Raw genomic sequence first — 20,846 nt, forward strand, 5'->3', positions numbered from 1 at the left:
AATGAATTTATTTGGATTTGGGACAGTTATTGGTCATTTTTTAATTATTAGTCACAGTTACCGTTTAATTTGTAAAGGTCAAATAAAATCAAAGGAACTATATTTTTTTGGTCTCTATACATTACTAGTAGAAGCAGTACTTGAACTTTCCTTTTATCTTCTATATTTAGATGAAATAGTGATTGAAAGATTTTTATTTCCTTTGGGCCTATATTCCTATTTTCGATGGATTAAACAGTATGAGAGGGATAGAGGACTATTCCTAAGTTTACTACTATCTCTTTTATATGAGAGCACTCATAACTTTCTGTCCGTAACTTTCTCTTCTATAACAGGAGACAATTTTGTTTCACAATATCATGCCCCATTCTTTTTCGTTGTAACGGTGTTGACCTATTTTGTTGTCTTAAAAATCATTCATTATTTCCATTTGGAACTAGCCTATTTTGACAAAGACTACCTCTATCCTTTCTTGAAAAAAGTATTTTTTGCCTTACTACTGCTCCATATTGTATCTTTCGTTTCAGATATGGTAAGTACGGTTAAACATTTGAATAGTTTTGGAAGTATTTTGTCATCTATTGTTTTTATCTCGTTACTTTTGACCTTCTTTGCAATGAATTCGCATAAAGAACAAATGGAAAAAGAGATTGCTTTGAAGCAGAAGAAATTTGAACAGAAACATTTACAAAACTATACAGACGAAATTGTCGGACTGTATAATGAAATCCGTGGTTTTCGACATGACTATGCTGGAATGCTTGTCAGCATGCAGATGGCAATTGACAGTGGTGATTTACAAGAAATTGACAGAGTTTACAATGAAGTTTTGGTCAAAGCTAATCACAAACTGCGTTCAGATAAGTACACTTACTTTGATTTGAACAACATAGAAGATTCAGCTTTACGAAGTTTGGTTGCTCAGTCCATTGTCTATGCTCGAAATAATGGTGTAGAGTTTACACTGGAAGTAAAAGATACGATTACCAAGCTCCCAATTGAACTATTGGATTTGGTTCGTATTATGAGTGTTTTATTGAACAATGCTGTCGAAGGATCGGCTGATAGTTATAAAAAGCAGATGGAAGTAGCAGTTATTAAGATGGAAACTGAAACAGTGATTGTGATTCAGAATTCATGTAAAATGACGATGACTCCTTCAGGAAATCTATTTGCCTTAGGATTCTCCACTAAGGGAAGAAATCGCGGAGTCGGATTAAATAATGTGAAGGAACTACTAGATATGTACAACAATATTATTTTAGAAACAGAGATGGAAGGCAGTACATTTAGACAAATCATTAGATGTAAGAGGGAATTTGAATGAAAGTTTTAATTTTAGAAGATGTTATTGAACATCAAGTGAGACTAGAGAGAATATTGGATGAAATTTCGAAAGAATCGAATATTCCAATATCATACAAGACAACGGGAAAAGTCCGTGAATTTGAAGAATACATTGAAAACGATGAAGTAAATCAGCTTTATTTCCTAGATATTGATATTCATGGAATTGAGAAAAAGGGATTTGAAGTGGCTCAGCTCATTCGTCATTACAATCCTTACGCTATTATCGTCTTTATCACCAGTCGATCAGAGTTTGCGACTCTAACCTATAAATACCAGGTATCAGCCCTAGATTTTGTTGATAAGGATATCAACGATGAGATGTTTAAGAAGAGAATTGAGCAAAATATCTTTTACACGAAGAGTATGTTACTTGAAAATGAAGATGTGGTGGATTATTTTGACTACAATTACAAGGGAAATGATTTAAAAATCCCTTACCATGATATTTTGTATATTGAAACGACAGGAGTCTCTCATAAATTACGTATTATTGGTAAGAATTTTGCCAAAGAGTTTTACGGTACTATGACAGATATTCAGGAAAAGGACAAACATACTCAGCGATTTTATTCTCCTCATAAGTCATTTTTGGTAAATATAGGCAATATTAGAGAGATTGATCGAAAAAATCTAGAAATTGTTTTCTATGAAGATCATCGTTGTCCTATTTCAAGATTAAAAATTAGAAAATTAAAAGATATTTTAGAGAAAAAATCTCAGAAGTGATTGACAATTAGCAAGAAATTGATATAATGGTTATATCTGCTACAGATAGAAGGTCCGTTGGTCAAGGGGTTAAGACACCGCCTTTTCACGGCGGTAACACGGGTTCGAATCCCGTACGGACTATTTTATCCGCCATAGCTCAGTTGGTAGTAGCGCATGACTGTTAATCATGATGTCGTAGGTTCGAGTCCTACTGGCGGAGTATAGATAAAAGGGAACACAGCTGTGTTCCTCTTTTTGTATCAATTTGTATCACCAAGCATTTTCATAAGGAAGTTTGTTATTTCTTGAGAACTTTCTTTTTTTCCATGTGCAATCCAAGTTTGGCAGACACCAAAAAGTGCATGAGTTAGATAGATGCTACTATATTCTAATTCAGTGGTATTTAGATTCAGTTGCATAAATCGCTTTTGTAAATCTGTACTGAGCATGATATGAAGTTTATTTCGTAAGAAATTTTGGATTTCTTTAGTCCCATTTTCAGAAAGAAGGGCAGCCAGAAGTGGTTCTGACTCTAGATATTCAAAAACTTCTAAAATAGCGTCTCTTTTGTGATGAGCATGTTTTTGAAAAATATATTCAAATGTATGAAATAGCTTGCTTTGATAGTGCTCAATCATATCATACTTATCCTTATAGTGCGTATAGAAGCTGGAACGGCTAATTCTGGATTTTTCTGCTAACTTGACAGTAGAAATTTGATCAAATGGCTGTTCCATTAGTAATTGTACCATAGCATTTTCAATAGTTCGCTTTGTTTTTAAGCGTTTGTTACTTTCTTGCATATTTCCTCCTTGTAAACAAATTAGACTATATGTCTAAAAATGGATTTTTTATATTGTAATTTAGATTTTTTATTGTATAATCTATTATATCAAAATTTTAGACAATATGTTTAAAAAAGGAGAAACTATGTTTAAAGAATGGAAAGCAATTTTTAAAAAACCAACCTTTATTATTGTCATGATAGGGATTTCTCTTATTCCAGCTCTGTACAATATCATATTTTTGTCATCAATGTGGGATCCATATGGGCAATTGTCTGACTTACCTGTGGCAGTTGTCAATAATGATAAAGAGGCTTCCTATAATGGTAATAGCATGTCTATAGGAAAAGACATGGTGTCCAATTTAAAAGAAAATAAAACCTTGGATTTTCATTTTGTAGATGAAGAAGGTAAGAAGGGTTTAGAAAATGGCGATTACTATATGGTAGTGACTTTACCAAGTGATTTATCTGAAAAAGCAGCTTCTATTTTAATGGATTATCCAGAGCAAATGCAAATCGATTATCAGACTTCAAGTGGTCATAGTTTTATTGCCAGCAAGATGAGCGATTCTGCTATGACACAATTAAAGCAGAGTGTTTCTACCAATGTAACCGAGACCTATACTAAAGCTTTATTCAACAAAATGGTCTATTTAAAGGATGGTATGAGCCAAGCAGATTCTGGAAGTGAAAAACTAACTGATGTAGCGAATCAGTTAGTGGCAGGAAGTCAAACATTAACTACTAACCTACACTCTTTAGCAGCTTCAAGTTTAACATTTTCAAATGGAACGGAGCAGTTTACTAAAGGATTATCCTCTTATGTCTCTGGTGTTGAACAACTTCATCTTGGCTTAGGGAATTTTAATAGTGGTTTAGTTACATATACTGGTGCAGTGAGTCAATTAGATAGCGGATTAGGTCAATTATCTTCTAAAAGTCCTGAATTAGTAGGAGGAATCAATCAGTTATATTCTGGTGTAGAATCCTATACTGGCGGTGTTTCTCAGCTTAATGCTGGTCTTAATCAATTTTCATCTGGTGTTAGTGCCTACACCAATGGAGTGGGAAGTCTTGCAACAGGTGCTAATCAGTTATCTAATCAATCAGCTACACTTCGAATAGGGGTGGAGCAATTAAGTGAAGGGATTCAACAACTTTCTAGCAAGTTAGATGCTTCGTCTGGGAAAAAAGATCAAATTAATCAATTATCTTCTGGTCTGAATCAGTTAAATCAAGCCATTCAAAATATTGATGTTGGAGATACAAAACAATTAGATTCTGTTTTATCAAGTATAGTATCTCTTTCTAATCAAATGTTAGCAAGTGCTCAGTCTGCTAAAGCGACTACATTAGCCAATATTCAATCGACAGCAGCTTATCAATCTTTGACAAGTGAGCAACAAGCTGAAATAAGTGCTTCTGTATCTCAAAATTCGACTGATAGTATTCAATCAGCACAGTCAATTGTAGCTGTAGTTAAAGGTTTACAGGGAAGTTTAGAAAACTTACAAAATCAATCTTCTAATCTTGCGACTTTAAAAAATCAAGCTAATCAAGTATTACCTATTGCTTCTACTTCTTTGACAAGATTGTCAAGTGGATTAACAGAGATACAAGGAGCTGTTACTAGCAAATTAGTTCCTGATAGTCAGTCGATTGCATCAGGTGTAAACGCATATACTACAGGTGTTGATAAAGTTTCTCAGGGAGCAAGTAAACTAAGTGAAAAAAATGCCACCTTGACAGGTAGTTTGGATCAACTAGTTTCAGGCTCAAACACCTTGACACAAAAATCTTCTAGCTTGACAGCAGGAGTTAGTCAATTAGTTGAAAAAACTCCAGAATTAGTATCTGGTATTGAAAAATTATCAACTGGCTCTAACCAATTGAATCAAAAGAGTCAAGAATTGATAGCAGGAGTTGATAAATTGCAGTCAGGATCTAGCCGACTAGCTGACAAATCCAGTCAGTTACTTTCAGGTGCTTCTCAATTAGAAAGTGGAGCTAATAAATTGGCAGATGGAGCTGGGAAATTAGCAGAAGGTGGAACAAAGTTAACTTCTGGATTGGAAGGTTTACAGACAGGAGTTGCTTCTTTAGGACAAGGACTAAGTAATGCTAGTGATCAACTCAAATCAGCATCTACGGAATCTCAAAATGCAGATATTTTGTCAAATCCACTCAATCTTTCCAAAACAGACAATGACCAAGTTCCTGTAAATGGAATTGCAATGGCTCCTTATATGATATCAGTTGCTCTCTTTGTTGCAGCAATATCAACGAATATGATCTTTGCGAAGCTGCCTTCAGGACGTCATCCAGAGAGCCGTTGGGCTTGGTTGAAATCTCGGGCTGAAATAAATGGTATTATAGCTGTTTTGGCAGGAATTTTGGTATATGGAGGAGTTCATCTTATTGGTCTAACGGCTAATCATGAGATGAGAACATTTATTCTCATTATCCTAACAAGTTTAGTATTCATGTCCATGGTGACCGCATTAACAACATGGAATAGCCGTATAGGAGCTTTCTTCTCACTTATTTTGCTTTTATTACAGTTAGCATCAAGTGCCGGTACTTATCCACTTGCCTTGACAAATGATTTCTTTAGAACTATTAGTCCTTGGTTACCAATGAGTTATTCAGTTTCGGGATTACGACAAACAATCTCTATGACAGGAAATATTCATCAGCAAGTCATTTTCCTAGATGCCATACTAGCTCTATTTACTGGTTTAGGTATGCTAGCCTATCAACCTAAGAAAATGGAAGAAGATTAAAAAAATCGACCGATTAATTGGTCGATTTTTTATGCCTTAGATGACTTTCGTCTGTGATTATAGGTTCCAAATAGTAAGAGAGAAGTAAAGGAACAAATTGCTCCAGTAATAAAACCATTGGGAATGAAGGAGAGTGTAATAGTTCCTTTCCCCTTGGGAACCTCAACTTTCATAAATCCAGTTTGAGCTTGTTTAATTTCTATTTTCTTACCATCTTGGTAGGCAGACCAACCTTTGTCATAAGGAATGGTGAAGAAAATGGACGTATCTTGTTTAACATCATATGTAGCAAAGACCTTGTTTTTAGAAGTTGATACTGTGACAGGTTGTTCTTTAATTTTTTGAATTGCCTCGGTGAATGTTTTGGTATCTAAACGGTAGAAGGTAGGAGATTCAAATGATACTTGTGAATTTCCAGGGAAACTAACATTGATATTGAAAGTTTTTTTCTCTTTTGTATAGCCTAGATTAAAGAAGGAGAAGATATTATCAGTTGTAAAAGTTTTCTTTTCTCCATTTACAAGGATGTCAACCTTTTTTTGTTTATCATTAGAAAAGTGAAGGTTTGTGAAAGAAAGATAAACTTGGCTGTTTTCTGGCACTTCAATTTGATACTGGATTGCTGCATCCTCATTTGAAGAACTTGTGACAATAATCAAATCATTAGTATTTTCTGTTTTGTCATAAGGGATTGTAGAAAAATAATCAAAATCGACGTTAGCAAGTTGATTTAAAAACGAGGCTTGATTATCTAAAGTATGTTCATTGAACTTGATATCATTGTAAACAGATTGACTAGCAAAGGCAATCGGAAGAGAGAATTGATTTTCATATAGGGTAAGATTATCTTTTTGATAGATATCTTTAAAACCATACTTATCACTAGGACTGTCTGAGATATTGTACTGGATACCAAATAAACTATCAGCCAAAATACTATTATTTGCATAGCGTAGATTGAGATTAGTCCCAGAGGATTTAAACCCAAGTTTATCCAAAGTAGAGCTTGCTGAACGATTTCGAACAGATGAAAATTGAGATATTCCATTGTAGTTGAATTTCATACTGTCATTTCCTGTTTGAGTCTCTAGTTTTTCAGTACGAGTAAATTGATTTCCAATATATGTTGAGAAAGATTTCATAGCTGGGATATCTCGATTATATGCACTTCGAGAAGCAAATCCCCATTCTTTAGCAATTCCGTCTATTTGAGATGAAGCATTTAAACTTATTTCAACCATTATAAATAAAGAGATTAGAATGGCAAATAGATTTACAGAGATAAACTTTTTGATAACTGCAAGGAGTAAAAGAGAATAGACAACTAAAAATTCAAGAGTCAGTAGAATATTCAAATCTGTTAAAAAAGAATAATGTGATTTTAGATAGATGGTAGCTAAAAATCCTGTTACTATAAGAAAAAGCGAAACTAAAAAATTCCAGATTTTAATTTCTTTCAGACGATTTAAGACTTCCGCTGCTGTGTAAATTAACAAGGTAGAGAAAATCCAAGAATAGCGATGTAAAAACATATTTGGAGTATGCATACCTTGCCAAAATAAGTCAAGAGCTTCTATGTAAAAGCTTGCAATTAGAAATGCAAAGAATATTACATATATGAGTTTCACGTGAAACTTAATAGATTTCAGCGTAAAAAATAAAATGGTCAAAATAAAGGGAAGTAGTCCAACAAAAATCATTGGGATGGCCCCATACTTTGTTGTGTCAAAGGAACCAATGAATTGCTTAGCAAAGAGATCAAGATACCAGCTACTTTCAGTTTGAAACTTTGTAACTTCAGTCAATTTTTCCCCATGTGTCTGTAAATCAAACAGAGTGGGAAGAGTCATAATCAAACTAGCCATACCAGCTAAAAAGGAGATAACTATGAAATCAAGAACAGATGATTTTCGAGTCTTAAAGTCCCACGAAATTTGACAGAGATACCAGAAAATAAGAAACAATACTGTCATATATCCAAAATAATAATTTTGAATAAATAAGATTGACAGACTTGTAAAGTACAATAGGAGTTTCTTTTCAGTTATCAGTAGATGTAAACCAGTTATAATTAAAGGAATCAAGATAAAAACATCTAGCCAGGTTTTTATCTCTAATTGACTGACAGTGAAACTCATCAGAGTATAGGAAGTAGATAAGGCTAGTTTTAAAGTCTGAGGGATAGATTGAAACAATTTATTCAAACTAAAAAAGGTTGACAGACCAATCAATCCAAATTTTAAGAGAGTGGTCAGATAGACAGCATCTGGCATATTCGTTAGATCAAAAAAGTAAACCAGAGGTGAAAGAAAACTACCCAAGTAATAACTAGATAGAGCATAGAAGTTTAGCCCTAGACCACTTGTAAAGGTGTAAAACAGACTACTATTTCCATGTAGGATATTTCTTAGAGCTATATCAAAAATAACGTATTGATGAAAGCCATCTCCTAATAGAGGAGATTTGTCGCTATTCCAGTAGATACCTTGAGATAGATATACTCCTATCATAATTACTACAGGAATGATGAAAGAAACAAAATAGATCCAATATGTTTTAAAAAATAATTTCATGTTACCTCATAAAATGTTAGAAAACTCAGCTGGTTAACCCAACTGAGTTTTGAATTTTTTTAGTCTTTCCAAAGTTCTTTAACTTTTGCTTGTACTTCTGCATTTTCTAGGAATTCATCATAGGTTTCATCGATACGGTCAATGACGCCATTTTTAGACAAGACAATGATATGGTTAGCTAGAGTTTGAATAAACTCGTGGTCATGGCTGGCAAAGATGATTGATTCTTTAAAGTTTTTCAATCCATCATTCAAGCTTGAGATAGATTCCAAGTCCAAGTGATTTGTTGGATCATCAAGTACAAGGACATTTGATTTTAAAAGCATGAGTTTTGAAAGCATGACACGAACTTTTTCTCCCCCTGACAAGACATTTACAGGTTTGTTAACCTCATCTCCAGAGAAGAGCATACGGCCGAGGAAGCCACGTAGGAAAGTATTGTCATCTTCTTCTTTACTTGCGAATTGACGCAACCAGTCAAGGATTGACTCTCCTCCTGCAAAATCTGCCGAGTTATCTTTTGGCAAGTAAGAACGGCTAGTAGTTACTCCCCACTTGACAGTTCCTTCATAGTCAATGTCCCCCATGATTGCACGAATTAATGCAGTCGTTTGGATGTCATTTTGACCAATAAGCGCTGTCTTATCACCTGGACGCAAGATAAAACTGATATTATCTAAAATAGTCTCACCATCAATCTTTACAGTTAGATTTTCTACTGTCAGGAGATCATTACCTATTTCACGCTCCGCTTTAAAGTTAATAAATGGATATTTACGACTAGATGGTACAATCTCTTCTAGTTCAATCTTATCAAGCATTTTCTTACGTGATGTTGCTTGTCTTGATTTAGAAGCATTAGCAGAGAAACGAGCAACGAATTCTTGCAATTGTTTAATTTTTTCTTCTGCTTTAGCATTACGGTCTGCTAGCAATTTAGCAGCGAGTTCAGAAGATTCCTTCCAGAAGTCGTAGTTTCCGACATAGAGTTTGATTTTTCCAAAGTCAAGGTCGGCCATGTGAGTACATACTTTGTTTAAGAAGTGACGGTCGTGGGATACTACGATAACTGTGTTATCAAAGTCAATCAAGAAGTCTTCTAACCATGTAATTGATTGGATGTCTAAACCGTTGGTAGGCTCGTCCAAGAGAAGAACATCTGGTTTACCAAAAAGTGCTTTGGCAAGGAGAACCTTTACTTTCTCACCGTTGGCCAATTCGCTCATGTTTTGGTAGTGTAATTCTTCTGGAATGTTTAGGTTTTGAAGGAGTTGAGAGGCTTCGCTTTCTGCTTCCCAGCCTCCAAGCTCAGCAAACTCTCCTTCGAGTTCGGCAGCACGAACCCCGTCCTCGTCTGAGAAATCTTCCTTCATGTAGATAGCATCTTTCTCTTTCATGATGCTATAAAGTTTTTCATTTCCCATGATAACAACATCAATGGCACGTTCATCTTCATAGTCAAAGTGATTTTGACGAAGAACAGAGAGACGTTCATCTGGACCAAGAGAGATGTGACCAGTAGTAGGTTCGATATCTCCGGCTAAAATTTTTAAAAAGGTTGATTTTCCGGCACCATTAGCACCGATTAATCCGTAAGTATTTCCTTCTGTAAATTTGATATTGACATCATCAAAAAGTTTGCGATCACTAAAACGTAGTGAAACATCAGATACTGTAAGCAATGTTTTTCTCCTATATGTGTAATATATTTATTCTACTAGAAAATACGGAAATATTCAAATTTTTATCTGTCAATTTTGTGTAAATTAATTTTACAGCATACTTTACACAAATCCGTGAATAGTAAGGTTGATTTATTTTGATAAATTGCGGTTATTTCATTAAAAAAATGCTATAATTGAAGGGACTATATCGAAGGAGAACAAAATGACTAAACCCATTATTTTAACAGGAGACCGTCCAACAGGAAAATTGCATATTGGACATTATGTTGGAAGTCTCAAAAATCGAGTATTATTACAGGAAGAGGATAAGTATGATATGTTTGTGTTCTTGGCTGACCAACAAGCCTTGACAGATCATGCCAAAGATCCTCAAACCATTGTAGAGTCTATCGGAAATGTGGCTTTGGATTATCTTGCAGTTGGATTGGATCCAAGTAAATCAACTATCTTTATTCAAAGCCAGATTCCAGAGCTGGCTGAGTTGTCTATGTATTATATGAATCTGGTTTCATTAGCACGTCTGGAGCGTAATCCAACTGTCAAGACAGAAATTGCTCAGAAAGGATTTGGAGAAAGCATTCCGACAGGATTCTTGGTCTATCCAATAGCTCAAGCAGCTGACATCACAGCTTTCAAGGCTAATTATGTTCCTGTTGGGACAGATCAGAAACCAATGATTGAGCAAACTCGTGAAATTGTTCGTTCTTTTAACAATGCATATAACTGTGATGTCTTGGTAGAACCGGAAGGTATTTACCCAGAAAATGAAAGAGCAGGGCGTTTGCCTGGTTTGGATGGGAATGCTAAAATGTCTAAATCACTCAATAACGGTATTTATTTAGCTGATGATGCGGATACTTTACGTAAAAAAGTAATGAGTATGTATACAGATCCAGATCATATTCGAGTGGAAGATCCAGGTAAGATTGAGGGAAATATGGTTTTCCATTATCTAGATGTTTTTGGTCGTCCAGAAGATGCTCAAGAAATTGCTGACATGAAAGAACATTATCAACGAGGTGGTCTTGGTGATGTGAAGACCAAGCGTTATCTACTTGAAATATTAGAACGTGAACTGGGTTCTATTCGTGAGCGCCGTATTGAATTTACTAAGGATATGGGAGAAGTTTATAATATGCTTCAAAAAGGTAGTGAAAGAGCACGTGAAGTTGCAGGTCAGACCTTATCTGAGGTTAAAGGAGCAATGGGACTTCATTACTTTAACTAGGTTTATTTTACAAGAAACTATCATTTCTATCTCAAAGAAAAGATAGTTTTTTATTTACCCCTGTAACATTTGACAAATTTTTATAGAATGGTATGATAGATACAATATAAAAAGAGTCAAGCTCAAAAAGAAAGAAAAGAGGAAACTTCGAATGTCTAATTGGGACACTAAATTTTTGAAAAAAGGTTTTACCTTTGATGATGTATTGCTTATTCCAGCTGAAAGTCATGTGTTGCCTAACGATGCAGATTTAACAACTAAATTGGCAGATAATTTGACTTTAAATATCCCAATTATTACCGCTGCCATGGACACAGTTACAGAGAGTCAAATGGCCATTGCTATTGCTCGTGCAGGCGGTCTCGGAGTTATCCATAAAAACATGTCAATTGCTCAACAAGCAGACGAGGTTCGTAAGGTAAAACGTTCTGAAAATGGAGTTATTATTGATCCGTTCTTCTTGACGCCTGAACATACAATTGCTGAAGCAGATGAGCTTATGGGTCGTTACCGCATCAGTGGTGTTCCAGTTGTTGAAACACTTGAAAATCGTAAATTGGTTGGTATTTTGACAAACCGAGATCTTCGTTTTATTTCAGATTATAATCAACCAATTTCAAACCATATGACTAGTGAAAATCTTGTTACTGCTCCTGTGGGTACGGATCTTGCAACGGCTGAGAGTATTCTTCAAGAGCATCGTATTGAAAAACTTCCGTTGGTCGATGAAGAAGGCAGTCTTTCTGGTTTGATCACTATCAAAGATATTGAAAAAGTTATTGAGTTTCCAAATGCGGCTAAAGATGAGTTTGGTCGTCTTCTAGTTGCAGGTGCAGTAGGTGTTACTTCAGATACATTTGAACGTGCAGAGGCTCTTTTTGAGGCAGGAGCGGATGCGATTGTTATTGATACTGCACATGGTCATTCTGCAGGTGTCTTGCGTAAAATTGCTGAGATTCGTGCTCATTTTCCAGATCGTACTTTAATTGCTGGAAATATTGCTACTGCTGAAGGTGCACGTGCTCTTTATGAAGCAGGTGTAGACGTTGTCAAGGTTGGGATTGGTCCAGGTTCTATCTGTACTACTCGTGTGATTGCAGGTGTTGGTGTTCCGCAAGTAACAGCTATCTACGATGCTGCAGCTGTTGCGCGTGAATATGGTAAGACTATCATTGCTGACGGTGGAATCAAGTATTCTGGAGATATTGTAAAAGCACTTGCGGCTGGTGGAAATGCTGTTATGCTTGGATCAATGTTTGCTGGAACTGATGAAGCACCAGGTGAAACTGAAATCTTCCAAGGACGTAAGTTCAAGACTTACCGTGGTATGGGATCAATTGCTGCTATGAAGAAAGGTTCAAGCGATCGTTACTTCCAAGGTTCTGTTAATGAAGCAAACAAACTTGTTCCAGAAGGAATTGAAGGTCGTGTTGCTTATAAAGGTGCGGCAGCTGATATTGTCTTCCAAATGATTGGTGGTATTCGCTCTGGTATGGGTTACTGTGGTGCAGCTAACCTTAAAGAACTACACGATAATGCTCAATTTATTGAAATGTCTGGTGCTGGTTTGAAAGAAAGCCACCCTCACGATGTACAAATTACGAATGAGGCACCAAATTATTCTATGTAAAAGAAATGAAAAGAACTCCTGCGAAAACAGGAGTTCTTTTACAATGCTGTTAAGTTTTATTTACAACAACTTTACCATCTTGAATAGTGAAAATACTTAGATTTTCTGGCAGATTTTGAAGATGGTCTAAGCTTGTTGTTGTGATAAAGGTTTGGATTGAATGAGAAATCGTTTCTAATAATTTTAGTTGTCTAGTGTTGTCAAGTTCACTCATCACATCGTCAAGCAATAATATCGGAGATTCTGTAGTAATACTTTCCATTAATTCGATTTCTGCTAATTTTATAGAAAGGACGAGACTACGATGTTGCCCTTGACTTCCGAAACTAGCATCCATCCCATTTATATAAAAAGAAATGTCATCTCGATGAGGACCGACACCAGTATTCTTTTTAAATAAATCTCTGGATCTACTTTTTTCTAAAGCAATTTTGAAAGATTCTGATAAGTCTTCTTTGTCAGTTATCTTTACAGAAGATTGATAGGATAGTGACAGTTCTTCAATCTGATTAGAAAGTTCAAAATGTTTCTTACGACCAAAATGCTCTAGTTTTTTTATGAAATCTAAGCGGTGATTCATTACACGACATCCATAATCAACTAGCTGATCATCTAAGACTGAAAGGAAGGTTTCATCTATTTTTTGAGCTGATTTTAGGTAAGTGTTTCTTTGTTTTAGGATGTGGTTATAATTGGTTAAATCTGATAAATAGATTGGCTTAATTTGCCCAAGCTCCATATCAATGAATTTTCGTCGAACTGAAGGTGCCCCTTTAATTAGTTGTAAATCTTCAGGAGCAAATAAGACAACATTCATGTGTCCTACATAGTCTGAAAGTCGTGCCTGTTTTAAGTGATTAACTTTTGTAACACGTCCTTTTTGTGTTAGTTCAATTTCGAGAGGAATAGATCCCGTTTTTTTCTGAACGAGACCTGAAAGATGAAGTTGTTCCTCATCAAAATGAATGAGATTTTTATCTGTTCGAGTTCGATGGCTACGTGTTAAGGCTAAAAAATAGATAGCCTCTAACATATTTGTTTTACCTTGTGCATTACGTCCTAAAAAGACATTTAATTTAGGATTAAAGTCTATTTTCGTCTCTTTGTAGTTACGAAAAGTTTTGAGAGATAGGTGTTGTAGCCACATGATTATCTACCAGGGAATCGTGGAGCTTGTTTGCTTTTTGGTGATGAAGCAGGTTTCGATTTGTCTTTTTTAACTCCCTTATTCATCTTTTTGACAAGTTTAGCGATCCGTTCTTTTTCAACTTTATCAGCTTGGTATTCATCTTGTTCTTCAGAAGTAGGTTGTGTCAACAAGATGTCAATGTTCATGTCAGGGATGTCAACTTTATCGCCAATACGAAGTTTTTTTCCACGACGACTCTCTAATTCCCTATTAAAGTAAACAGAATGTTCAGAGAGAAATGATTTAATAGCTCCTCCGCTATGTGTAATTCCAAGTTCTTTGAGTAGTGCTTGGAGGGTAATAAATTCTTCAAATAATTTGTATTCCATAATTCACCTCAATCTTTGGTATTATACCATATTTTCCTAAAAATAGTGAGAGAGACAGCTAGAAATGTAAGCGATTTTTATTTCAAAAGTGTTACAGGGAACAAGAAAATTTCAGGTTTTCGTGATATAATAGAAGTCTGTATATAAGGAGGTAAATCATGGAGTTAGTGCATGGAATTTCAACACATTTTATCCAATCAAAAAAGTTTAAAACAAACAAAATTACCGTGCGTTTTACCGCTCCATTATCCCTTGATACGATTGCAGGTCACATGTTGAGTGCAAGTATGCTAGAGACTGCTAATCAGATGTACCCCACTTCTCAAGATTTGAGGAGACACTTGGCCAGTCTATACGGTACAGATATGTCAACCAATTGTTTCAGAAGAGGGCAAAGCCACATTATAGAATTGACATTTACCTATGTTCGTGATGAGTTTTTAAGTAGGAAAAACGTGCTAACTTCTCAGATTTTGGAACTTGTAAAAGAAACTCTTTTTTCACCCGTAGTAGTTGATAATGGGTTTGATCCGGCCTTATTTGAAATTGAGAAAAAACAATTGCTAGCAAGTTTAGCAGCTGATATGGATGATTCTTTTTATTTTGCACATAAAGAATTGGATAAATTGTTTTTTCATGATGAACGTCTTCAATTGGAATATAGTGATTTACGAAATCGTATTTTAGCTGAAACTCCACAAAGTTCTTATTCTTGTTTCCAAGAATTTTTGGCCAATGATCGAATAGATTTCTTTTTCCTAGGTGATTTTAATGAGGTTGAAATTCAAAATGTATTAGAATCATTTGGCTTTAAAGCTCGAAAAGGAGATATGAAGGTTCAGTATTGTCAACCTTATTCCAATATCCTTCAGGAAGGTATGGTTCGGAAAAATGTGGGACAGTCTATTTTAGAGTTGGGATATTATTGCTCTGCTGAATATGGCGATGAGCAACATTTACCCATGATTGTAATGAATGGTTTACTTGGTGGATTTGCTCATTCTAAGCTCTTTACAAATGTCCGTGAAAATGCTGGATTAGCTTATACCATTTCAAGTCAGCTTGATTTATTTAGTGGATTCTTGAGAATGTATGCTGGTATCAATCGAGAAAATAGGAATCAGGCTCGAAAAATGATGAATAATCAATTACTTGATTTAAAAAAAGGTTATTTTACAGAGCTTGAGCTAGAGCAGACCAAGGAAATGATTCGTCGGTCTTTGTTGCTTTCTCAAGATAATCAAGGTTCATTGATTGAACGTGCTTATCAAAATGCCTTACTTGGAAAATCTTCAGCAGACTTTAAAGGTTGGATTGCAAAACTCGAGCAAGTTGACAAAGATGCTATTTGTAGAGCAGCTAATAATGTGAAACTACAGGCGATTTACTTTATGGAAGGAATAGAATGACAAAGGTTGTTTTTGAAGAAAAATACTATCCAGCTGTAAAAGAAATGATTTATCGAACTCGTTTGTCAAATGGATTAACAGTTGTTCTTTTGCCTAAAAAGGAATTTAAAGAGGTTTACGGGAGTGTCACTGTACAGTTTGGTTCGGTAGATACGCTTGTCACAGAAGTTGACGGAGATGTAAAAGAATATCCTGCGGGAATTGCTCATTTTCTTGAACATAAATTATTTGAGAGAGAAGATTCTAGCGATTTGATGTCTGCTTTTACGAGTCTAGGTGCAGATAGTAATGCCTTTACAAGCTTTACAAAAACAAGCTATCTTTTTTCAGCAACGGATCATTTTTTAGAAAATTTAGATTTACTTGATGAATTGGTAACATCAGCACATTTTACTGAAGATTCCATTTTAAGAGAGCAGGATATTATTCAGCAAGAACGAGAAATGTATCAAGATGATCCAGATTCGTGTTTATTCTTTTCAACCTTAGCGAATTTGTATCCAGGTACACCTTTAGCGACGGATATAGTTGGAAGTGAGGAGTCCATTTCCCAAATAAATCTAACTAATTTGCAAGAAAATTTTGCAAGATTTTACAAACCTGTAAACATGTCTCTGTTTTTAGTTGGTGATTTTGATGTAGAGAAAGTACAGGACTATTTTGAAAGAAAAAAACTGAAAGATTTAGATGTTCAGGAACTAGCAAGAGAAAAGTTTCTTTTACAGGCTGTAAAGCAAACAGACAGTATGAGAATGGAAGTATCTTCTCCCAAACTAGCGATTGGAGTTAGAGGTAAGCGAGAAGTTGCTGAGGCGGATTGCTATCGACATCATATTTTATTAAAATTATTGTTTGCAATGATGTTTGGTTGGACTTCGGATCGTTTTCAAAAATGTTATGAATCAGGTAAAATAGATGCTTCCTTATCTCTTGAAATTGAAGTAACAAGTCGTTTTCATTTTGTTATGTTGACAATGGATACGAAAGAGCCAGTTGCTTTATCCCATCAATTTAGGAAGGCCATTCGTAATTTTACAAAGGATTTAGATATTACAGAGGATCATTTAGATATTATCAAAAGAGAGATGTTTGGAGAATTTTTCAGTAGCATGAACTCTCTTGAATTGCTTGCAACGCAATATGATGCTTTTGAACATGGTGAGACAATTTTTGATTTGCCGAAAATTTTACAGGAAATTACTTTAGAGGATGTCCTTGAAGCAGGGCATCACTTAATAGATGAAGGGGATATAGTTGATTTCACAATATTCCCATCGTAGTAACCTATCATAATAGACACTAGAAAGAAGGGATGACAAGTATGAGAAAAAAAACAATTGGTGAGGTTTTACGATTAGCTAGAATCAATCAGGGATTGAGTTTAGATGAATTGCAGAAAAAGACAGAAATCCAGTTAGATATGTTGGAAGCAATGGAAGCAGACGATTTCGATCAACTTCCAAGTCCTTTTTACACGCGTTCTTTCTTGAGAAAATATGCATGGGCTGTTGAGTTAGATGACCAAATTGTCTTGGATGCTTATGATTCTGGGAGTATGATTACTTATGAGGAAGTAGATGTTGATGAAGACGAGTTGACAGGGCGCAGACGTTCAAGTAAGAAAAATAAGAAAAAACCATCCTTTTTACCTTTATTTTATTTTATCCTTTTTGCCTTATCTATTTTAATTTTTGTGACCTATTATGTTTGGAACTATATTCAAACTCAACCAGAGGGGCCTTCTCTTTCTAATTACAGTGTGGTTCAATCAACAAGTTCAATAAGTTCAACTAGCTCTGTTCCCCACTCCTCAAGTAGTAGTTCATCTAGCAGTTCTTCTAGTATAGAATCAGCTATAAGTGTATCAGGTGAAGGAAATCATGTAGAAATCGCTTATAAGACAAGTAAGGAAACAGTTAAATTGCAATTGGCAGTTTCAGATGTTACAAGTTGGGTCAGCGTTTCAGAAAGCGAACTTGAGGGCGGTGTAACCTTATCGCCAGAGAAGAAAAGTGCAGAAGCAACAGTTGCAACTAAAAGTCCTGTAACAATTACCTTAGGTGTTGTAAAAGGTGTTGCTTTGACAGTAGATAATCAGACTGTTGATTTATCGAAATTAACAGCTCAGACTGGACAAATCACTGTAACCTTTACTAAAAATTAAGGAAAAACGAATGAAAAAAGAACAAATTCCCAATCTTTTAACAATAGGTCGAATTCTCTTTATACCTATTTTTATCTTTATTTTAACGATAGGAAATTCGATAGAGAGTCATATAGTGGCAGCTATTATCTTTGCTATTGCTAGTATTACAGATTATTTAGATGGATATTTAGCTCGTAAATGGAATGTGGTCAGTAATTTTGGTAAATTTGCAGATCCTATGGCGGATAAGTTACTAGTTATGTCGGCTTTTATTATGCTGATTGAGTTAGGTATGGCTCCAGCTTGGATTGTTGCAGTGATCATCTGTCGTGAGTTGGCTGTGACAGGTTTAAGGCTTTTATTGGTTGAAACTGGTGGAACAGTTTTAGCAGCAGCAATGCCTGGAAAAATTAAAACTTTTAGTCAGATGTTTGCCATTATTTTCTTGCTATTACATTGGACTTTGCTTGGTCAAGTTCTACTTTATGTGGCCTTGTTTTTCACTATCTACTCTGGCTATGATTATTTCAAGGGTAGTGCCTATGTATTTAAAGGGACATTTGGTTCGAAATGAAATCAATAATTGATGTAAAAAATCTTTCTTTTCGTTATAAGGAAAGTCAAGAATACTATGATGTGAAGGATATTACGTTTCACGTGAAACGTGGAGAATGGCTTTCGATTGTAGGGCATAATGGTAGTGGTAAATCAACGACGGTTCGATTAATTGATGGCTTACTGGAAGCAGAATCTGGAGAGATTGTAATAGATGGTCAACGGTTGACTGAGGAAAATGTTTGGAAAATACGTCGTCAAATCGGTATGGTTTTTCAAAATCCAGACAATCAATTTGTTGGAGCGACTGTTGAAGATGATGTAGCCTTTGGTTTGGAAAATCAGGGTCTTTCTCGTCAAGAAATGAAAAAGAGAGTGGAGGAAGCTCTAGATTTGGTTGGCATGTTGGACTTTAAAAAGAGAGAGCCGGCGCGTCTATCAGGTGGCCAAAAACAACGTGTGGCCATTGCAGGTGTTGTAGCCCTAAGACCAGCTATTTTAATCTTAGATGAAGCAACGAGTATGTTGGACCCTGAGGGGCGTAGAGAACTGATTGAGACAGTACAGGGAATTCGGAAAGACTATGATATGACGGTCATTTCTATTACCCATGATTTGGAAGAAGTTGCCATGAGTGACCGCGTATTGGTCATGAAAAAAGGGGAAATTGAATCAACTAGTAGCCCAAGAGAACTTTTCTCTCGAAATGATTTAGATCAAATTGGATTAGACGATCCTTTTGCCAATCAAGTAAAATATTCTTTGAGCCAGAATGGCTATGATTTACCTGAAAATTATTTGACAGAAAGTGAGCTAGAGGATAAATTATGGGAATTGCTCTAGAAAATGTGAGTTTTACATATCAAGAAGGGACTCCCTTAGCTTCAACAGCTTTGTCGGATGTTTCTTTGACGATTGAAGATGGTTCTTATACGGCTTTAATTGGGCACACAGGTAGTGGTAAATCAACTATTTTACAACTCTTAAATGGTTTATTGGTGCCAAGTCAAGGGAGTGTGAGGGTTTTTGATACCTTAATCACCTCGACTTCTAAAAATAAAGATATTCGTCAAATTAGAAAACAGGTTGGCTTGGTATTTCAGTTTGCTGAAAATCAGATTTTTGAAGAAACGGTTTTGAAAGACGTTGCTTTTGGACCGCAAAATTTTGGAGTTTCTGAGGAAGATGCGGAGCAGATTGCGCGTGAGAAACTGGCTTTGGTTGGAATTGATGAATCACTTTTTAATCGTAGTCCGTTTGAGTTGTCTGGTGGACAAATGAGACGTGTCGCCATTGCAGGCATACTTGCCATGGAACCAGCTATATTAGTCTTAGATGAGCCAACAGCTGGTCTAGATCCTCTAGGGAGAAAAGAGTTGATGACCCTGTTCAGAAAACTCCACCAATCAGGGATGACCATCGTCTTGGTAACACATTTGATGGATGATGTTGCTGAACATGCGAATCAAGTCTATGTGATGGAAAAGGGACGTCTAGTTAAGGGTGGTAAGCCAAGTGATGTCTTTCAAGATGTTGTCTTTATGGAAGAAGTGCAGTTGGGAGTACCTAAAATTACGGCCTTTTGTAAACGATTGGCTGATAGAGGCGTGTCATTTAAACGATTACCGATTAAGATAGAGGAGTTCAAGGAGTCGCTAAATGGATAGTATGATTTTAGGGCGTTATATCCCAGGGGATTCGATTGTTCACCGATTGGATCCACGTAGCAAATTGCTTGCTATGATGCTACTGATTTTGATTGTGTTTTGGGCTAATAACCCCTTGACGAATCTGATTCTTTTTATAGCGACAGGGATATTTATTGCCTTGTCAGGAGTATCTCTTTCATTTTTTATTCAGGGCTTGAAGTCTATGTTTTTCTTGATTGCCTTCACAACTATTTTTCAACTATTTTTCATTTCTAATGGGAATGTTTTATTTGAGTTTTCGTTTGTGAGAATCACGGATTATTCTTTGCAACAAGCTGGAATTATTTTTTGTCGTTTTGTATTGATTATTTTCTTTTCAACTTTGTTAACCTTAACGACCATGCCCTTAAGTTTAGCATCAGCTGTCGAAGCTTTGTTAGCGCCTTTAAAGCGTGTGAAAGTTCCAGTTCATGAAATTGGATTGATGCTGTCCATGAGTCTACGTTTTGTCCCAACATTAATGGATGATACGACGCGGATTATGAATGCGCAGAAAGCGCGTGGAGTGGATTTTGGTGAAGGAAGCATTGTTCAAAAAGTAAAGGCGATGATTCCCATTTTGATTCCTCTTTTTGCAACAAGTTTAAAACGTGCGGATTCCTTGGCTATCGCTATGGAAGCGCGTGGTTATCAGGGTGGAAAAGGCAGAAGTCAATACCGACAATTGAAATGGACTCTAAAGGATACGCTGACCATTCTTGTTATTATCGTACTTGGTTGTTGCTTATTTTTCTTAAAATCTTAGTAGCTTTCAGGAATTGATAA

At 35.7% G+C, this 20,846-nt stretch carries 17 protein-coding genes and 2 tRNA genes; 14 read left to right on the forward strand and 5 right to left on the reverse strand.

Annotated features, from left to right (window positions below; genetic code table 11):
• Window position 1: 1 nt before the first annotated feature.
• The 4 genes from comD to HT669_RS00115 all read left to right on the forward strand — a co-directional run bounded on the left by comD (window position 2) and on the right by HT669_RS00115 (window position 2,278).
• Window positions 2-1,327 (forward strand): competence system sensor histidine kinase ComD, encoded by a 1,326-nt coding sequence (gene comD / locus HT669_RS00100; protein ID WP_172933590.1) that lies wholly within the window; start codon window positions 2-4, stop codon window positions 1,325-1,327.
• On the forward strand, window positions 1,324-2,076 hold the full coding sequence (gene comE / locus HT669_RS00105) for a competence system response regulator transcription factor ComE (RefSeq protein WP_000866065.1): 753 nt from the start codon (window positions 1,324-1,326) through the stop codon (window positions 2,074-2,076). Before comD ends, comE begins: the two co-directional genes overlap by 4 nt.
• Window positions 2,077-2,127: 51 nt before the next feature.
• Window positions 2,128-2,199: transfer RNA gene (locus HT669_RS00110), tRNA-Glu, on the forward strand.
• Between the two features lie 5 nt (window positions 2,200-2,204).
• Window positions 2,205-2,278 (forward strand) — tRNA-Asn (locus HT669_RS00115).
• 40 nt (window positions 2,279-2,318) lie between these two features.
• On the opposite strand, the gene HT669_RS00120 is transcribed toward HT669_RS00115, so the two are convergent.
• Entirely contained in the window at window positions 2,319-2,861 is a 543-nt protein-coding gene (locus tag HT669_RS00120) for a TetR-like C-terminal domain-containing protein (RefSeq protein WP_001158278.1), read from the reverse strand.
• A gap of 127 nt (window positions 2,862-2,988) precedes the next feature.
• Between HT669_RS00120 and HT669_RS00125 the strand changes: the two genes are divergently transcribed.
• Window positions 2,989-5,628 (forward strand): YhgE/Pip domain-containing protein, encoded by a 2,640-nt coding sequence (locus tag HT669_RS00125; protein WP_050207765.1) that lies wholly within the window; start codon window positions 2,989-2,991, stop codon window positions 5,626-5,628.
• Window positions 5,629-5,657: 29 nt separating this feature from the next.
• Here the strand turns inward: HT669_RS00125 and HT669_RS00130 are convergent, their stop codons facing one another.
• Together HT669_RS00130 and HT669_RS00135 are read right to left on the reverse strand one after the other, a co-directional pair.
• Window positions 5,658-8,201, reverse strand: coding sequence for a YfhO family protein (locus HT669_RS00130; RefSeq protein WP_172933591.1), 2,544 nt, complete (start codon window positions 8,199-8,201; stop codon window positions 5,658-5,660).
• Window positions 8,202-8,260: 59 nt separating this feature from the next.
• Complete coding sequence (locus tag HT669_RS00135; protein ID WP_000958774.1) at window positions 8,261-9,883, reverse strand: ATP-binding cassette domain-containing protein; 1,623 nt, start codon at window positions 9,881-9,883, stop codon at window positions 8,261-8,263.
• Between the two features lie 205 nt (window positions 9,884-10,088).
• Here HT669_RS00135 and trpS point away from each other — a divergent pair, with 205 nt between their 5' ends.
• Complete coding sequence (trpS, locus tag HT669_RS00140) at window positions 10,089-11,114, forward strand: tryptophan--tRNA ligase (protein WP_023936262.1); 1,026 nt, start codon at window positions 10,089-10,091, stop codon at window positions 11,112-11,114.
• Window positions 11,115-11,265: 151 nt separating this feature from the next.
• The gene (gene guaB, locus HT669_RS00145; protein ID WP_000073428.1) at window positions 11,266-12,744 is read left to right on the forward strand and encodes an IMP dehydrogenase; all 1,479 of its coding nucleotides are present in this window, start codon (window positions 11,266-11,268) and stop codon (window positions 12,742-12,744) included.
• Window positions 12,745-12,793: 49 nt separating this feature from the next.
• Here guaB and recF read toward each other — a convergent pair whose 3' ends face one another.
• Together recF and yaaA are read right to left on the reverse strand one after the other, a co-directional pair.
• A complete protein-coding gene (gene recF, locus HT669_RS00150) occupies window positions 12,794-13,891 on the reverse strand; it encodes a DNA replication/repair protein RecF (RefSeq protein WP_000266672.1) in 1,098 nt (365 codons plus the stop codon).
• Between the two features lie 2 nt (window positions 13,892-13,893).
• The gene (gene yaaA, locus HT669_RS00155; RefSeq protein ID WP_000455902.1) at window positions 13,894-14,262 is read right to left on the reverse strand and encodes a S4 domain-containing protein YaaA; all 369 of its coding nucleotides are present in this window, start codon (window positions 14,260-14,262) and stop codon (window positions 13,894-13,896) included.
• A 158-nt stretch (window positions 14,263-14,420) separates the two neighbouring features.
• Here yaaA and HT669_RS00160 point away from each other — a divergent pair, with 158 nt between their 5' ends.
• From HT669_RS00160 to HT669_RS00190, 7 genes are read left to right on the forward strand one after another with little or no spacing between them, the layout of a single operon-like run.
• Complete coding sequence (locus HT669_RS00160) at window positions 14,421-15,671, forward strand: pitrilysin family protein (RefSeq protein ID WP_000424266.1); 1,251 nt, start codon at window positions 14,421-14,423, stop codon at window positions 15,669-15,671.
• Window positions 15,668-16,951 (forward strand): pitrilysin family protein, encoded by a 1,284-nt coding sequence (locus HT669_RS00165; RefSeq protein ID WP_000170199.1) that lies wholly within the window; start codon window positions 15,668-15,670, stop codon window positions 16,949-16,951. Before HT669_RS00160 ends, HT669_RS00165 begins: the two co-directional genes overlap by 4 nt.
• 41 nt (window positions 16,952-16,992) lie before the next feature.
• Complete coding sequence (gene rodZ / locus HT669_RS00170; RefSeq protein WP_023936269.1) at window positions 16,993-17,835, forward strand: cytoskeleton protein RodZ; 843 nt, start codon at window positions 16,993-16,995, stop codon at window positions 17,833-17,835.
• 10 nt (window positions 17,836-17,845) lie between these two features.
• Window positions 17,846-18,391: a CDP-diacylglycerol--glycerol-3-phosphate 3-phosphatidyltransferase gene (gene pgsA / locus HT669_RS00175; RefSeq protein ID WP_000712127.1), complete on the forward strand. Its 546-nt coding sequence runs from the start codon at window positions 17,846-17,848 to the stop codon at window positions 18,389-18,391.
• On the forward strand, window positions 18,388-19,215 hold the full coding sequence (locus tag HT669_RS00180) for an energy-coupling factor ABC transporter ATP-binding protein (RefSeq protein WP_000835726.1): 828 nt from the start codon (window positions 18,388-18,390) through the stop codon (window positions 19,213-19,215). Before pgsA ends, HT669_RS00180 begins: the two co-directional genes overlap by 4 nt.
• Window positions 19,200-20,039 (forward strand): energy-coupling factor transporter ATPase, encoded by an 840-nt coding sequence (locus HT669_RS00185; RefSeq protein WP_023936271.1) that lies wholly within the window; start codon window positions 19,200-19,202, stop codon window positions 20,037-20,039. The genes HT669_RS00180 and HT669_RS00185 overlap by 16 nt, the downstream gene beginning before the upstream one ends.
• A complete protein-coding gene (locus tag HT669_RS00190) occupies window positions 20,032-20,826 on the forward strand; it encodes an energy-coupling factor transporter transmembrane protein EcfT (RefSeq protein ID WP_050207771.1) in 795 nt (264 codons plus the stop codon). The genes HT669_RS00185 and HT669_RS00190 overlap by 8 nt, the downstream gene beginning before the upstream one ends.
• Window positions 20,827-20,846: the final 20 nt, after the last annotated feature.

Source organism: Streptococcus sp. 2100 (assembly GCF_013276335.1).
Lineage (GTDB): Bacteria > Bacillota > Bacilli > Lactobacillales > Streptococcaceae > Streptococcus > Streptococcus pseudopneumoniae.